General features: G+C 71.5%; 1 protein-coding gene. It reads left to right on the plus strand.

Features of this window, described 5'->3' with window-relative positions:
• Positions 1–135: 135 nt before the first annotated feature.
• On the plus strand, positions 136–18,000 hold the full coding sequence (locus FOH10_RS16565) for a type I polyketide synthase (RefSeq protein WP_143981418.1): 17,865 nt from the start codon (positions 136–138) through the stop codon (positions 17,998–18,000).
• The last annotated feature ends 27 nt before the right edge of the window (positions 18,001–18,027 follow it).

Below are 18,027 nucleotides of genomic sequence, written 5' to 3' on the forward strand. Positions count from 1 at the left end.
GATGCGCCCCCGCACCGAATCTCCGTTTTCGACTCGAGCACGTGTATTCGTCGTCCGATTTACACCGCCGCGCCGCCGACCGCGAGACGACACGATCGGTCTCCAGTGAACACGAACCCACGAAGGGGGAAGTAGATGCCGCTGCGTATGGATGGTGACATCGCGGTGGTCGGACTCGCCTGCCGGTTTCCCGGCGCCGCGGGCCCGGAGGCGTTGTGGTCGCTGCTGACGTCCGGAACCGCCGTCGACTCACCGGTTCCGGACGGTCGCTGGGCGCCCGACGCACTGGCGGGCGTGTCCGATGCCGAGGCCGACATCATCCGGCGCGGCGCCTTCCTCGACGACGTCGCCGGGTTCGATGCCGAGTTCTTCCGGGTGTCGCCCCGGGAGGCCGCGACGATGGATCCCCAGCAGCGGCTGATGCTGGAACTGAGCTGGGAGGCATTGGAGGACGCGGGAATCGCGGGTCGATCGGTGCCGGCCACCCGCGCCGGTGTATTCGTCGGCGTCGCTGGTGACGACTACGCCACGCTCGTGCGCGACCGGGGCGCCGACGCGATCACCGCGCACACCTTCACCGGATCCCAGCGCTCCATCGTCGCCAATCGCGTGTCGTATTTCCTGGAGGCCAAGGGCCCCAGCCTCGTCGTCGATGCCGGACAGGCATCCTCACTGGTCGCCGTCCACCTCGCCGCGGAGAGCCTGCGCCGGGGCGAATGCTCCCTCGCCATCGCGGGCGGGGTGACCCTGCGGCTCACGCCGCATCATGCCCTCGCCGCCCACCGGATCGGCGCGTTGTCCCCGGACGGGCGGTGCCATGTGTTCGACGCACGCGCCAACGGTTTCGCGCAGGGTGAGGGCGGCGGCGCCGTCGTGCTGAAGCCGCTGGCCGCCGCGCTCGCCGACGGCGACGACATCTACTGCGTCATTCGCGGCAGCGCCGTGACCAATGACGGTGGCGGCGAGCAGCTTTCGACGCCGACCGTCGAGGGTCAGGCCGAGGCGATCCGTTCCGCGTACCGGCAGGCCGACATCGACCTCACCACGGTCGCGCATATCGAGCTGCACGGGACCGGCACGCCGACCGGTGATCCGGTCGAGGCCGCCGCGCTCGGCACGGTGCTCGGCGCGCCGCGCGAGGCGGAAAATCCCCTGCACGTCGGGTCGATCAAGTCGAACATCGGTCATCTCGAAGCTGCGGCCGGTATCGCCGGTTTCATCAAGACCGCGTTGTGCGTACGCGCCGGAACTCTCGTTCCCACCGCGGATTTCCGCACACCCAACCCCGACATCCCGCTGGACGAGCTGAACCTGCGTGTCCAGACCGACGTCGAGCCGATTCCCGGCGACTCGGCGGTTCTCGGCGTCAGCTCCTTCGGCATCGGTGGAACCAATTGCCACGTCGCGGTGTCCGCGCCGCCGCCGTCACCGCGCCGAGCGGAAGGCTCGCCCGCCGCGGCGGCACCGGTGCCGCTGGTGCTGTCGGCCGCCGGTGCGGCGGCCCTGCGGGCACAGGCGAGCCAACTCGCCACCGCGCTCGAAAACGGTTCGGGCCTGCGCGATGTGGGGTGGTCGCTGATCACCACGCGTTCGGAGTTCGAGCACCGCGCCGTGGTGCTCGCACCCGATCGCGATACCGTCGGCTCGGCGCTCGAGGGGCTCGCGGCGGTCGCGTCCGGCGAGCCCGATCCCGCGGTAGTGGTCGGGCGGGCGGTCGACGAGGTCGGCCCGGTATTCGTATTTCCCGGTCAGGGGTCGCAGTGGGTCGGCATGGCGGCCGAATTGCTCGACTCCTCGGCCGCTTTCGCCGCATCGATCGACCGGTGCGCGAACGCCCTTGCGCCGTTCGTGGATTGGTCGCTCACCGAGGTGCTGCGCGGCCACGGATCCGCCGCGGCCCTCGACCGTGTCGACGTGGTGCAGCCCGCGCTGTGGGCGGTGATGGTCGCGCTGTCGGACGTGTGGCGATCGCTGGGTGTGCGGCCCGCCGCCGTCGTCGGTCACTCGCAGGGTGAGATCGCCGCCGCGTGCGTGGCGGGCGTGCTCTCGCTGTCCGACGGTGCGCGTGTGGTCGCGTTGCGCAGCAGGATCATTGCGCGTCACCTCGCGGGCCGGGGCGGAATGGCGACGGTCGCGCTGCCCGCCGACGAGCTGCGCGAGATCCTCGCCGACTATCCCGAGGTCGGTCTGGCGGCGCTCAACGGGCCGCGGTCGATCGTGGTCAGCGGCGCGTCCGAACAGCTCGAACGACTACTCGAGCTGCTGGACAGCCGTGCGGTTCGGGTGCGGCGCGTCCCTGTCGACTACGCTTCGCATTCGGCCTACGTCGACGCCGTCACCGAGGAGTTGCTCGACGCCCTCGGCCCGATCGCGCCCGGGGCCGGCGATATCGCCTTCCATTCCACCGTCACCGGCGGTGAGCTCGACGGTACCGAGCTCACCGCGGCCTACTGGTGCCGCAACCTGCGCGAGACCGTTCTGTTCGAGCCCGTTGTGGCGGCGTTGTCGCAGCGGCACACCGCGTTCATCGAACCGAGCCCGCACCCGGTACTCACGGTCCGCGTCCAGGAGACCGCCGAGGCGGCCGGTGCGACGGTCGCGGCGATCGGGACACTGCGTCGTGACGGGGGCACGCACACGCGGCTGCTGAACTCGGCCGCCGAGGCTTGGACCGCCGGGGTCGCGATCGACTGGACCGCGGTGCTCGACGGCACCGGCGCACGCCGAGTTCCGTTGCCCACCTACCCGTTCCAGCGCACGCGCCACTGGCTCGACACCGTCGACGCCGTGGTCGCGGAGGACATGTCGGCGCTGGCGCTACGCCTGCGGGAGGCGGGCACCGAGAATCTGCGCGATGTCCTGCTCGACATGGTGCGCAGGCATACGGCGGTGGCGCTGGGCTTCGACACGCCCGGTGCGGTCGAGGACGCGACGCCGTTCCGGTCGCAGGGGTTGACCTCGATCGTCGGGGCGACGCTGTGCACCGGCCTCGCCAAGGCGACCGGGGTGGGCCTGCCACCGACGGCGGTCTTCGACTATCCGACGCCGCTGGCCCTGGCCGCCCATCTCGAAGAGCGCGTGCGGGGCGCCACTGCCGCCGCCGTCCCGGTCGCCCCGACACGGACGACGGCCCGTGACGACGATCCAGTGGTGATCGTGGGGATGGCCTGCCGCTATCCGGGCGGGGTGTCCACGCCGGAGGAGCTGTGGCGGCTGGTCGCCGCCGACCGCGACGTGATCAGCGCCTTCCCCGCCGACCGCGGCTGGGACCTCGACGGCATGGGTGCCTCGATCACCTCCCGCGGCGGATTCCTCTACGACGCGACCGAGTTCGACGCGGCGTTCTTCGGCATCTCCCCGCGCGAGGCCCTGGCGATGGACCCGCAGCAGCGGCTGCTGCTCGAAACCGCCTGGGAGGCCCTCGAACGCGCCGGCGTCAACCCGCAGACACTGCGGGGCAGCGACACCGGCGTGTTCATCGGTGCGATGGCGCAGGATTACGGCCCACGGCTGCACGAACCATCGGACGGCACCGACGGTTACCGCTTGACGGGCACCACGGGCAGCGTGGCCTCGGGCCGGGTGGCCTATGCGCTGGGCCTGGAAGGGCCGGCCGTCACCGTCGACACCGCATGCTCGTCGTCTCTGGTCGCCCTGCACCTCGCCGCGGAGGCGGTGCGGCGCGGCGAGTGTTCGATGGCGTTGACCGGTGGCGTGACGGTCATGTCCTCCCCCGGCATCTTCGTCGAGTTCAGCCGGCAGGGTGGGTTGTCACCGGACGGTCGTTGCAAGGCGTTCTCCGACAGCGCCGACGGCACCGGCTGGGCCGAGGGTGTGGGTCTGCTTCTCGTCGAACGCCTTTCCGACGCCCGGCGCAACGGCCACTCCGTCCTCGCGATCGTGCGTGGCTCCGCGATCAACCAGGACGGCGCGTCCAACGGGCTCACCGCGCCCAACGGCCCGTCGCAGCAGCGGGTCATCCGGCAGGCCCTCGCCGACGCCGGGCTGCGACCCGCCGACGTGGACGCCGTCGAGGCCCACGGCACCGGAACACGACTCGGCGACCCCATCGAGGCCCAGGCCCTGCTCGCCACCTACGGACAGCACCGCCCGCAACCGCTGTGGCTGGGGTCGATCAAGTCCAATATCGGCCACGCCCAGGCCGCCTCGGGCGTCGCGGGCGTGATCAAGATGGTCATGGCCATGCGGCACGGCGTCCTGCCCCGCACCCTGCACGTCGACGGTCCCACCACACACGTCGACTGGTCCGCGGGCGCCGTCCGGCTGCTGACCGAACAGCAGGCCTGGCCCGAATACGATCGACCGCGCCGCGCCGGTGTCTCGTCGTTCGGCATCAGCGGCACCAATGCCCATGTGGTGCTGGAGGAGTCGCCGGACGCCGAGGTCCTCGCGTCCGGTCCGCGGGACGGCACGGCCGATCGCGAGCTCGACGCGCCGTGGCTGCTGTCGGCTGTCGACGAGACCGCGGTGCGCGCCCAGGCGCGGCGTCTGCGCGAACACCTGCAGGAGCGGGAGGAGATCGATCCGGTCGCGGTCGGTGCCACGCTCGCGACCGCACGTCCCGTCTTCGGGCTGCGGGCCGCGGTTATCGGCGCGAGTTCCGCCGAGCGCGCCGAGGCGCTGGCCGCGCTGAGCGTGGGACAGGCGCATCCGGGACTCGTCCGCGGTGCGGCCGACTCCGCGGGCAAGGTTGTGTTCGTCTTTCCCGGTCAGGGTTCGCAATGGGCCGGGATGGGCACCGAACTCCTCGACACCACACCCATATTCGCCGACTGGATCCACCGCTGCGAACAAGCACTAGCACCGTTCGTGGACTGGTCACTCACCGACGTCCTGCGCCACGACCACACCGCACTCGACCGAGTCGACATCGTCCAACCCGCCCTCTGGGCCACCATGGTCGCCCTCGCCCACACCTGGCGCTCCCTCGGCATCGAACCCACCGCCGTCATCGGCCACTCCCAAGGCGAAATCGCCGCCGCCACCATCGCCGACATCCTCACCCTCCACGACGCCGCCCGCATCGTCGCCCTCCGCAGCACCATCATCGCCGACCACCTCGCCGGACACGGCGCCATGGCCTCCATCGCCCTGCCCGCCGACACCCTCCGCAACCACCTCACCCACCACCCCGACCTCGACATCGCCGCACTCAACGGCCCCCAATCCACCGTCGTGGCCGGATCACCGCAGCCGCTGGAAGAACTGCTGTCCACTCTCGAACAGCGCGAGATCCGGGTGCGCCGCATCCCCGTCGACTACGCCTCACACACCGCGCACGTCGACGGCATTCGAGCCGAGCTGGACGCGGCACTGGCGAACATCGCCCCGCGACAGGGCCGAATCGCGTTCTACTCCACCGTCACCGGCACCCGACTCGACGGCACCCAACTCACCCCCGACTACTGGTTCCGCAACCTCCGCCACACCGTCCTGTTCCACCCCGTCGTCCAATCCCTCCTACCCACCCACACCACCTTCATCGAACCCAGCCCACACCCCGTCCTCACCGCGGCCATCCAGGACACCGCCGACACCGCCGACACCGCCGTCACCACCGTCGGCACCCTTCGCCGCGACCAGGGCACCGGCGCCGACCTGCTCACCTCCGCCGCCCACGCCTGGGCGCACGGTGTCCCCGTCGACTGGCACACGCAGTTCCCCGACGCACCTCGAATCCCGTTGCCCACCTATCCGTTCCAGCGCGCCCGCTACTGGCTGGACACCGCCGTGGATCCGGTCGCCGCCGAAGCGGGCGACGACGGATTCTGGGCGGCGGTGGAATCCCACGACGCCGACGCGGTGGCGTCGGTGCTGGGTCTGCGCGAGGACCGGCCGGACTGGCTCGCGCAGGCGACACCCGCGCTGGCGCACTGGCGCGAATCGCGGCGCGCGAACACCGAACTCGATGCCCTGCGGTACTCGGTCGAGTGGACGCCGTCGACCACGATCAGCGATGCAGCGCCGGCCGGTACGTGGCTCGTGGTCGTGCCGGACACCGCGCACGAGACCGCCTGGGCACCGGCGGTGCGCACCGCGCTGCGCGTGGGCGGCGCGGAGGTCGTCGAGCTGCGGCTCGGCACCGCCGACCGCGTCACACTGCGCGATCGTCTTCCCCACACCGTCGACGGGGTGCTGTCCCTGCTCGCATTGGACGAGTCGCCGTATCCGGGCAGCCCCGCGGTCCCGGCCGGTATCGCGACGACGCTGACGATGGTCCACGCGCTCGCCGATGCCGAGCTCGAGGTCCCGCTGTGGATCCTCACCTCCGGCGCGATCGCGGTGAACCGCGCCGACGACCTGCGCAGTCCCGTGCAGAGCCAGGTGTGGGGACTCGGTCGCGTAGTGGCGCTGGAACAGCCCGAACACTGGGGCGGGCTCGTCGACGTCACCGCCGAGCCCGACGATCGGGGGATCGAACGGCTGCTCGCGGTGCTGGCTCAGCGGACCGAGGACCAGGTCGCCATCCGCGAAAACGGTGTATTCGCACGCCGATTGGTGCACGCCACCGCCGCCGCCCCGGCCCCGGAGAAGCGCGCGGCCCGAGACACGGTGCTCATCACCGGCGGCACGGGCGCGCTCGGCGCTCAGGTCGCTCGGCGCTTCGCCCTGGAGGGGGCGCGCCACCTCGTGCTCGCCGGTCGCCGCGGACCGCAGGCGCCCGGCGCGGACGAGCTCGCCGCCGAATTGCGGGCCCTCGGCGCCGAGGTCAACGTCGTGGCATGCGATATGGGCGACCGGGAGGCCGTGGGGCGGCTGCTGGCTCGGTTCCCGGTGACCTCGGTGATCCACGCCGCGGGCATGCTCGACGATGCCGTGGTCGACTCCCTCACCGTCGAGCAGCTCGACCGGGTGCTGCGGGTGAAGGTCGAGGGTGCGCGGCATCTGCACGAACTCACCGCGCACACGGAACTGGACGAATTCGTCCTGTTCTCCTCGATATCCGGTGTTCTCGGCATCCCCGGACAGGGCGGCTACGCCCCCGGCAACGCCTATCTGGACGCGCTCGCCGAGCACCGCCGCGGGCGCGGCCTTCCGGCCACCTCCTACGCGTGGGGTCCGTGGGCGGGTGACGGCATGGCCGCGATCGGCAGCGTAGAGGACCGGCTGCGCCGCCACGGCGTGCCGCCCCTCGCGCCCGACCGCGCGCTGGCGATTCTCACCCGCGACGAGCCCGAGGACCGGGCGACCGTCATGGTGGCCGACTTCCGTTGGGACCGTTTCTTCCTCGCCTACACCGAGGCCCGCCGCCGGCCGCTCATCGAGGACCTGCCTGAGGTTCGCGCGCAGCTCGACACGGGCGCGGCTACTCGGAGCGGCGAGTCCGGTTCGGGGCTGGCGACGCGGGTGCGCACGCTGCCCGCGAAGCAGCGGTCGGCGGCGGTGCTCGAGGTGGTGCGGGCGCAGGCGGCCGCGGTGCTGGGATATGCCGACCCGGCCGCCGTCGATGTCGACAAGCCCTTCCACGACCTCGGATTCGACTCGCTCACCGGCGTGGAACTGCGCAACCGGCTCGGCGCCGAGGCCGGCGTGCGGCTGCCGTCGGGCCTGGTGTTCGACCACCCGACAACCACCGCGGTGGCCCGCCATCTCGAATCCGTCATCCTGGGCGCGGACGAGACCGAGGCGCGCCCCACGATCGCGGCGGCGAGCGACGACGACCCGGTGGTGATCGTCGCGGCGGCGTGCCGCTATCCGGGTGGGATCGACTCGCCGGAGGCGCTGTGGCGGCTGGTCGTCGACGGCGGCGATGCCATCGGCGACTTCCCTGCCGACCGCGGCTGGGATCTCGCGCGGCTGCTGCCGGAGGTGCCGGGCGGGCCGGGGACCTCGGTCACCGGTCGCGGTGGGTTCCTCCACGATGCGGCGGATTTCGACGCGGCATTGTTCGGGATCTCGCCGCGCGAGGCGCTCGCGATGGACCCGCAGCAGCGGTTGCTGCTGGAGACCGCCTGGGAGGCCTTCGAGCGCGGCGGCATCGATCCGATGTCGTTGCGCGGCAGCGCTACCGGCGTGTTCGTCGGCATGTCCTATCACGACTATCAGACCCGGGTCGCCGAGCCGCCGCAGGATCTGGAGGGGTACCTGCTGACGGGTGCGACACCCAGTGTCGCCTCGGGCCGTATCTCCTACACCTTCGGCCTCGAAGGCCCGGCCGTCACCATCGATACCGCGTGCTCGTCGTCGCTGGTGGCATTGCACCTCGCCGCCGAGGCGGTGCGGCGGGGCGAATGTTCCCTCGCCCTGGCCGGCGGTGTCGCGGTCATGGCGACGCCGCACATGTTCACCGAATTCAGCCGCCAGCAAGGACTTTCGCCGGACGGCCGGTGCAAGGCATTCTCCAGCGACGCCGACGGGTTCGGCTCCGCGGAGGGCGTGGGCCTGCTGCTCGTGGAACGGCTGTCCGAGGCCCGGCGGCGCGGCCATCCGGTGCTCGCCGTCGTGCGCGGGTCGGCGGTGAACCAGGACGGCGCGTCCAACGGGCTCACGGCCCCGAATGGTCCTTCGCAGCAACGGGTCATCCGCCAGGCCCTCGCCAACGCCGGAATGCAACCCACCGACGTGGATGCCATCGAAGCTCACGGCACCGGAACACGTCTCGGCGACCCCATCGAGGCGCAGGCGCTGCAGGCCACCTACGGGCGCGACCGCGCGGAGCCGCTGTGGCTGGGCTCGGTGAAATCCAATATCGGCCATACCCAGGCCGCGGCGGGCGCCGCCGGTGTCATCAAGATGATCATGGCCTTGCGGCACGGGATCCTGCCGCAGACGCTGCACGTCCTCGAGCCGACTCCCGAGATCGACTGGGACTCCGGCGCGGTTCGACTGCTGACCGAGCAGCAACAGTGGCCCGATCACGACCGCCCACGCCGCGCGGCGGTCTCGTCCTTCGGCGTGAGCGGCACCAACGCCCACGTCGTCCTCGAACAGCCTCCCGTCGCCGACGAGCCCGACACCCCGAGGCCCGCCCCCGGCGCCGTGCCCTGGGTGCTGTCGGCGAAAACTCCCGAGGCACTGCGTGTTCAGGCCCGGCGACTGCTGGCGGGCGCCGACGGGGACCTGGCGGATATCGGATGGTCGCTGGCCGCCACCCGTGCCGCGCTCGACCATCGCGCGGTCGTCGTCGGTGGTGACCGCGACCAACTGCTGGCGGGGCTGACCGCCCTCGCCGAGGGGGCGCAGGCCGAGACGGTCGTCGAGGGCACGGCGGATTCCGCCGGCAAGATCGTGTTCGTCTTTCCCGGACAGGGCTCCCAATGGCTGGGTATGGGTGCCGAATTGCTCGACACTGCACCGGTATTCGCCGAATCCATCGCACGCTGCGAACGAGCGCTGGCGCCGTTCGTCGACTGGTCGCTCACCCAGGTGTTGCGCACCGACGACGACTCCGTGCTCGACCGCGTCGACGTGGTGCAACCGGCGCTGTGGGCGGTAATGGTCGCCCTCGCCGAGACGTGGCGCTGTTTCGGTGTCGAACCCGACGCGGTCATCGGCCACTCGCAGGGCGAGATCGCCGCCGCCTACATCGCCAGGATCATCACCCTCGAGGACGCCGCGCGCATCGTCACCCTGCGCAGCCATATCATCGGCCACCATCTCGCCGGCCATGGCGGCATGGCCTCCATCGCCCTGCCCGCCGAGGACCTCGAGCACCTGCTCGCGGACCATCCCGAACTCAGCATCGCCGCCCTCAACGGACCGCAGTCCACCGTCGTCGCCGGACCTCGAGAGCCACTGGAATATCTGCTGTCGACCTTGGAACAGCGCGACGTCCGGCTGCGGCGCATCCCGGTCGACTACGCCTCCCACACACCGGGTGTCGAAGCGATCCGAGCCGAGCTCGACGCGGCGCTGGCACCGGTGACTCCGCGGCCGGGCGACATCACCTTCTATTCCACCGTCACCGGAACCCCGCTCGACGGCACGGAACTCACGGCCGACTACTGGTTCCGCAACTTGCGGCAGCCGGTGCTGTTCCACCCCACGGTCGAAACCCTCGTCTCCGGCCACCGCGTCACGTTCATCGAACCCAGCCCGCATCCGGTCCTCCTCCCGTCCCTCGAGGAATCCGTCGACACCGTCACCGCCATCGGCACCCTGCGCCGCAATGACGGCGGCCTCACCCGCCTGCTCACCTCCGCGGCGACGGCGTGGGCCCACGGCATCGACGTCGACTGGGCCGCGCAATTCCCCGGTGCACGACCGATTCCCTTGCCCACCTATCCGTTCCAGCGCACCCGCTACTGGCTGGAGGGACAGACGACCGGCGCGGCGAATCTCGCGGCGGCCGGGCAGACGGCGCTGAACCATCCGTTGCTCTCGGCACGCGTAGACCAGCCGGACGGGCGCGAGATTCTGCTCACGGGCCGGATCTCGGTCGACACCCATCCGTGGCTCGCCGATCACGCCGTGGCGGACGTGCTCCTGCTGCCGGGGACGGCCGTGCTGGAGATGGCGGTGCGGGCGGGCGACGAGGTCGGCTGCGATCTCGTCGAAGAGCTGACGCTCACCACGCCACTGGCGGTGCCCGAGCGCGGCGGAATCCACCTGCGCGTGCGGGTGTCGTCAACGGGCGATGGCCGCCACACGGTCAGCGTCTACGCGCGACCGGAGGATGTGCTCGAGGGTGACGGGTGGACGCTGCACGCGAGCGGCACGCTGACGCGCTCGCGCCGCACGGCACCTGCGAGGTCCGCCGCCCGCCCGGCCCCCGACGCCGAGGTCGTATCCGTGGACGCGGTGTACCGACGCCTCGCCGAGCACGGCTACTCCTACGGCCCCGCGTTCCAGGGGCTGCGGGCCGTACGGCGTTCGGGCCGTGACGTATTCGCGGAGATCGCGTTGCCCGAAGAGCTGCGCGCGGCCGCGGAACGGTTCACCCTGCACCCGGCACTGCTCGACGCGGCCGCGCAGACCGTCCTGCTCGCTGCACCGCTGCGGGACGGCGCGCCCTCGGTGCTGCCGTTCGAGTGGCGCGGCTTCACCGTGCACACGACCGGCGCCGTGGCGGCGCGGGCGCATCTGCACACCGTCTCCCCGACCGAGGCGAGGCTGTCGATCACCGACCCCGCGGGCGTGCCGGTCGCCGAGGCCGAGGCATTGCTGCTGCGCCCGGTGGATCTCGCCGGGCTGACCCGCCTCGGCGTCGGGCGCAGTGACGCGCTGTTGCGCGTCGAGTGGAGCGAGTTCACCCCGGCCTCGGTGGTGCCCGCGGATGTCGTCTCGCGTGTCGACGTGTCGGATGCGGCCGAGCTGGCCGCGCTGGCCGCCGCATTCGAAGACGACGACGCCGAGCTGCCGAGCCTGGTGTTCGCCCGTCTCGACCTCGGGCTCGACGAGGGCGCGGAGCCGTCGGCCTCGGTCGCGCGCGCCGAGGCCGTGCGGGCGTCGGAACTGCTGCAGTACTGGCTCGCCGAGCCGCTGTTCGACGAGTCGCAGCTCGTGCTGGTCACCCGGCACGCCGTCGCGGTGCTCCCGGACGATCCGGTGTCCACCCGGTTCGCGACCGTCTGGGGCATGGTGGCCTCGGCCCAGACCGAGCATCCGGACCGATTCGTCCTCGCCGACGTGGACGGCGCCGACGCCTCGTATCCGAGGCTGCCCATCGCGGTCGCCAGCGGCGAGCCGCGAATCGCCGTGCGCCAGGGCCGGCCCCTGTTCCCCCGGCTGGTGCGCGTCGGCGAGGGTGCCCGGGCGGACGCGCCCGTCGGTCCCGACGACACCGTCTTGATCACCGGCGGCACAGGAACTCTCGGCAGACTCGTCGCTCGGCATCTGGTCGAGAAACACGGGGTGCGCCGCCTGCTGCTCCTCAGCAGGCACGGCGGCAGTGCCGACGGCGCCGCCGAGTTGCTCGCCGACCTGCGGGGCGCCGGCGCGCAGGCGGAGATCGTCGCGTGCGATGTCGCCGACCGGCCCGAGCTGACGCGCCTGTTCGACGATCTGCGCGACACCCACCCGGTGACCGCCGTGATCCACGCCGCGGGCGCACTCGCGGACGGAGTCGTCGACTCGCTCACCCCCGAGCTGCTCGACGCGGTGCTGCGGCCGAAGGTCGATGCCGCGATGCACCTGCACGACCTGACCCGCGAGCACGGCGTGCGCCGGTTCATCCTGTTCTCCTCGGCCGCAGGGGTTCTCGGTCCCGCCGGTCAGGCGGGATATGCCGCGGCGAACGCATTCCTCGACGCGCTCGCCCGCTACCGCAGGCGGCACGGCGCACCGGCGGTATCGTTGGCGTGGGGATTGTGGGACGAGCGCAGCGGGCTGACCGCCGACCTGACCGAGACGGACCTGCGCCGCCTGTCCGAACTGGGTATCGGCGCGATGCCGACCGAGTCCGCGCTGTCGCTGTTCGACGCGGCCTGGAACGGCGAGCACGACGACGCCGCGCTGGTTCCGGTACGGGTGGACGCCCATGCGCTGATCGAATCCGGCGGTCCGATCCCCCCGCTGCTGCGGGACCTGGTTCGCGTGCCGGTTCGGCGTGCGGCCGCACGTCCGGACGACGACGCACGACCGCTGGCAGGCATCCCCGCCGATCGACGGGCGAGCGTCCTGCTCGACCTCGTCCGGACCCGGGCCGCGGCGGTGTTGGGGCACGGCTCCGCCGACGGGGTTCCGTCCAGTCGCGCGTTCCGCGACCTCGGGTTCGATTCACTCGCCGCCGTCGAACTGCGCAACCGTCTCAATGTAGCGACCGGCCTGCGCCTGCCCGCCACCATCGTCTTCGACCACCCGAACCCGATCGCGCTGGCCGAGCACATCGAACAGGCGCTGCACGGATGCGCGGACGCGCCGCCGGAGGCCCTGCCCGCCGGGCAGATCGACGACGATCCGGTGGTCATCGTCGCGATGAGCTGCCGGTTTCCCGGCGGCGGCACGACCCCGGAAGCGTTCTGGCAGTTCGTTTCCGAGGCCGGCGATGCCGTATCGACCATGCCGTCCGACCGCGGATGGGATCCGGGCGCACCGCGCGAGGGCGCATTCCTCTACGACGCGGCCGAGTTCGACCCGGACCTGTTCGGGATCTCCCCGCGCGAGGCGCTCGCGATGGATCCGCAGCAGCGGCTGCTGCTGGAGACCTCCTGGGAACTGTTCGAACGCGCGGGTATCGATCCGATGTCGTTGCGGGGCAGCCGAACCGGCGTCTTCTCGGGCGTGATGTACCACGACTACGGCGCGCGCCTGACCGATGTGCCCGCCGACGTCGAGGGATATCTGATCAACGGCAGCGCGGGCAGTGTCGCCTCCGGCCGGGTCGCCTACGTCTTCGGTCTGGAGGGGCCCGCGGTCACCATCGACACCGCGTGCTCGTCGTCGCTGGTCGCGCTGCATCTCGCGGCGCAGGCGCTGCGCTCCGGCGAATGCGGCATGGCACTGGCCGGTGGTGTGACGATCATGGCGACGCCCGCCCCGTTCGTGGAGTTCGGTCGGCAGGGCGGCCTGTCGCACGACGGCCGGTGCAAGGCATTCTCCAGCGACGCCGACGGCACCGGCTGGGGCGAAGGGGCCGGAATGGCGCTGCTGGAACGGCTTTCCGACGCTCGACGCAACGGACACCCGGTCCTGGCGGTCGTGCGTGGTTCGGCGATCAACCAGGACGGCGCCTCCAACGGGCTCACCGCACCCAACGGCCCCGCCCAACAACGCGTCATCCGCCAAGCCCTCGCCAACGCGGACCTACAACCCTCCGACATCGACGCCGTCGAGGCCCACGGCACCGGAACCCGACTCGGCGACCCCATCGAAGCCCAAGCACTCCTGGCCACCTACGGACAACACCGCGAGACACCTCTGTGGTTGGGCTCGGTGAAATCCAACATCGGCCACACCCAAGCCGCCGCCGGCGCCGCCGGAATCATCAAAATGATCATGGCCATGCAACACGGCACCCTACCCCGCACGCTGCACGTCGATCAGCCGACGACCGAAGTAGACTGGGACGCAGGCAAAGTCGCCCTCCTCACCGAGAATCAGACCTGGCCCGACCACGATCGCCCACGCCGCGCTGCCGTCTCCTCCTTCGGCGTCAGCGGCACCAACGCCCACATCATCCTCGAACAGGCACCGGCGATCGAGCCCGATGCGGACGACCCGCGCGCGCTGCCCGTCGTGCCGTGGGTGCTGTCGGCTCGCGGCCCGGCCGCCCTGCGGGCCCAGGCGATTCGGCTCGCGGACGCGGTGACGGAGGCCGATTCGACGCTCGACGTCGGCTGGTCGCTCGCCACCACCCGTGCCGCGCTGGAGGACCGCGCCGTCGTCCTCGCGACGGACGAGGCCGACCGGACAGCCGCGCTGCGCGCACTCGCCGAGGGTGTCACGCACCCGGCGGTGATCACCGGACGTGCCACCGAGGGCGGGGTGGCGATGATGTTCTCCGGCCAGGGTTCCCAGCGGCTCGGCATGGGCCGCGGCCTCTACGACGCCCACCCGGTGTACGCGCAGACGTTCGACGCGGTATGCGCCCATCTCGACCCGCACCTTCCGAAACCGTTGCGGGACGTCGTGTTCGGCGACGACGTGGATCTGCTCAACCAGACCCGCTACGCCCAGCCCGCGCTGTTCGCCCTGCAGGTGGCCCTCTATCGGCTCTGGGAATCGTGGGGCATCACCCCCACCGTCGTGGCCGGGCACTCCATCGGCGAGGTCGCCGCGGCCCACATCGCCGGAGTACTGACCCTCGCCGACGCGGCCGAACTGATCGCGGTCCGCGGCCGGTTGATGCAGTCCTTGCCCGAGGGTGGGGCGATGGTGGCCGTGGACATCTCCGAGAGCGACGTCCTGCCCTTGCTGGACGGATACCGCGACCGGGTCGGCATCGGCGCGATCAACGGACCGAATTCCCTTGTTCTGTCCGGCGATCGCAACGCACTCGTCGACATCACCGCACGCCTCGACGGGCATCGCACGCGCTGGCTGCGCGTCTCCCACGCCTTCCACTCCCCGTTGATGGAGCCTATCCTCGACGAATTCCGCAGCACCGTCACCGATTTGACGTTCTCGGCGCCGAAGCTTCCGATGGTCTCGACCGTCACCGGGGCGCCGATCGACGACACCACCCTCGCCGATCCCGATCACTGGGTCCGGCATGCGCGCCTGACGGTGCGCTTCGCCGACGCCCTCGCCGCGATCGCGGCGCACACCCCCGCCGTGCATCTGGAGATCGGCGCGACCGCCGCGCTGACCGCACACGTCACCGGCACCGCCGTCGCGTCGCTGCGTCACGACCGGCCCGAGCCGCAGGCGCTCGCTATCGCACTGGCGCACCTCGTCGTCGCGGGCCAGAACCCGAACTGGCACAACTACTTCGCGAACACGAACGCCCGCGCGATACCGTTGCCGACCTATGCGTTCCAGCATCGGCGCCTCTGGCTCGACAACCAGCCCTCCGGGGTGGTCGATCTCGGGGTGGCGGGTCTGGACGGCGCGGACCACCCGATCCTCAAGGCGTCGGTGACATTCGCGTCGTCGGATCGGATGCTGTTCACCGGCCGCGTGTCACTCCAGGCGCACCCGTGGCTGGCCGACCACACCGTGGGCGACGCGGTGCTGTTCCCCGGGACCGCATTAGTCGATCTGGTGCTGTATGCCGGACGCCGCAGCGGCCACCCGCGGGTGGCGGAGCTCACCTCGGGTGTGCCGCTGGTCCTCGCCGAGACCGAGGGCGTCCGGATTCGCGTCGAGGTCGACGAGCCGGTGGACGGCCGCCGGGCGGTCGCGGTGTTCTCCCAACCGGAGGGCGCGGATCCCGACGAGCCGTGGACGCGGCACTGCGACGGTGTGCTCGATGCCGCACCCATCGCGCGGCCCGAGCCCATCCAGTGTCCCGCGGACGCCACCCCGGTCGCCGTCACCGACTTCTACGTGCGAATGGCCGAGACCGGCATCGCGTACGGTCCGTCGTTCCGCGGTCTGCGGGCGGCGTGGCGCAGCGGCAACCAGATGTTCGCCTCGGTCCAGTTGGACGACGCGGCCGACGGTTTCGCCGTGCACCCGGCATTGTTCGACGCCGCATTGCACATCACCGCGGTCGACGCCGATGCGCAGGCGAACCTTCCGTTCCACTGGTCCGGTGTCGCGCTGCACGGTCGTGTGGGCCGGGAGCTCCGGGTCAGGCTCGTCCGCCGCGGTCCCGACGAGGTCTCGCTCGACCTGGCCGACGAGTCCGGCGCTCCGCTCGTCTCGGTTTCCTCGCTCGTGGGGCGGCCGATCTCCGACGACCGGCTGCGCACGGCGCGGGCATCGTCGCTGCGGATGGACTGGCAGCCGATCGCGCTGCCGCCCGCGACGGAGCTTCCGGCCGGCACCGCGACTCTCGAAGTCGTTGTGCGACAGTCGGCTCGGGGGGATCTCGCCGAATCCGCCCGGCTCACGGCCGAGCATGTGCTGAATTCCGTCCGGGACTGGCTCGCGCGGCAACCCACCATCGCCACCCGGCTGATCGTCGTGACCGACGGCATCCGATCCGGCGATCCAGACCGCCGTCTACCCGCCGCCGCGGTGTGGGGTCTGGTGCGATCGGTGCAGGTCGAACATCCCGGCCGGGTGGTGCTGGTCGACGCCGACGGCGGCACCGACCTACTCGCCGCCGCCGTGGCGTCCGGCGAAGCACAGATCGCACTGCGCTGGGGTCACGCCTTCGTTCCGAGGCTCGTACGCGGGATTCCGTCCGCCGTCGACGTTTCCTGGGACGGCACCGTGCTGGTGACCGGGGCGAGCGGAGCGCTGGGCCGCGTGGTCGCCCGGCATCTGGTCCAATCACACGGGGTTCGACGGCTGCTGCTGGTCAGCCGCCGGGGCGCCGAAGCTCCGGGGGCCGACGATCTGGCCGCCCGGTTGCGTGAGTTCGGCGCCGAGGTGGAATTCGCGTCCTGCGACGTCGCGGACCGGCAGGCGCTCACGCGGCTGTTGGCCACGGTGCCCGGGCAGTGGCCGCTGTCGGCGGTCGTGCACTGCGCCGGAGTGGTCGACGATGCGACGCTGGCGGGCCAGTCGGGCGAACGCCTGCGGACCGTCTTCGCGCCCAAGGCCGATGCCGCGTGGCATCTGCACGAGCTGACCCGCGATTTGAATCTGTCGGCGTTCGTGCTGTTCTCCTCCGCCGCCGGGGTGCTGGGTTCGGCCGGACAGGCGAATTACGCCGCGGCGAACGCGGTCCTGGACGCGCTCGCCGACATCCGAAGGGAACAGGGACTTCCCGCGCTCTCGCTGGCGTGGGGCCTGTGGGGCGCCGCGGACGGCATGGCCGGCGAACTCGCGAACGCCGATCGTCGCCGCCTGGCGCGCACGGGTGTGGTACCTATCCGGGAGGACCAGGGCCTGGCGATGTTCGACGACGCGCTCGGATCCGAGGACGCGCTCGTCGTCCCAGTGCTGCTGAACCGTGCGGCGCTGCGGGAGGCGGCCGAGATTCCCGCCGTATTGCGCGGATTCGCACCGGCCGCGACTCGGCAATCCGAATTTGCCGAGCGGGCCGTCGAATCGCTGCGGGATCGGATCGGCGGTCTCGTCGGCGAGGAGCGGAGGAGCCTGCTGCTCGACGCCGTGCGTACCGAGGTGGCCGCGACGCTCGGGCACGCCTCCCCCGCCGCCCTCGACGCCCGCAGGAGCTTCACCGAGTTGGGCTTCGATTCGCTCACCGCGGTCGAGTTGCGCAACCGGCTCACCGCCGTCACCGGAGTGCCGCTCCCGGCCACTCTCGCGTTCGACCACCCGTCGCCGGAGGCGCTCGCCGCGTTCCTCGACGACGAATTGCCCAGCGCCACCGACACTCTGGTCGCGGAGCTCGATCGTCTGGAGGCGTTGCTGCGCGCCGAGTCGGCCGCCGACCACGAGCAGGTCGCCCAGCGCATCACGAGCCTGCTCACCGTCTGGAACCTGCGCGGCTCCGGCAACGGGAACGGACACCACGGCACGGACCTTGCCGACACCACCACGCCGGAAGAGTTGATGGAGTTCATCGACCGCAACCTCTGACACAGTCCCGTCCCGAAATCCGCTCGA

Source organism: Nocardia otitidiscaviarum (assembly GCF_007362295.1).
In the GTDB taxonomy this organism is placed as follows: domain Bacteria; phylum Actinomycetota; class Actinomycetes; order Mycobacteriales; family Mycobacteriaceae; genus Nocardia; species Nocardia otitidiscaviarum.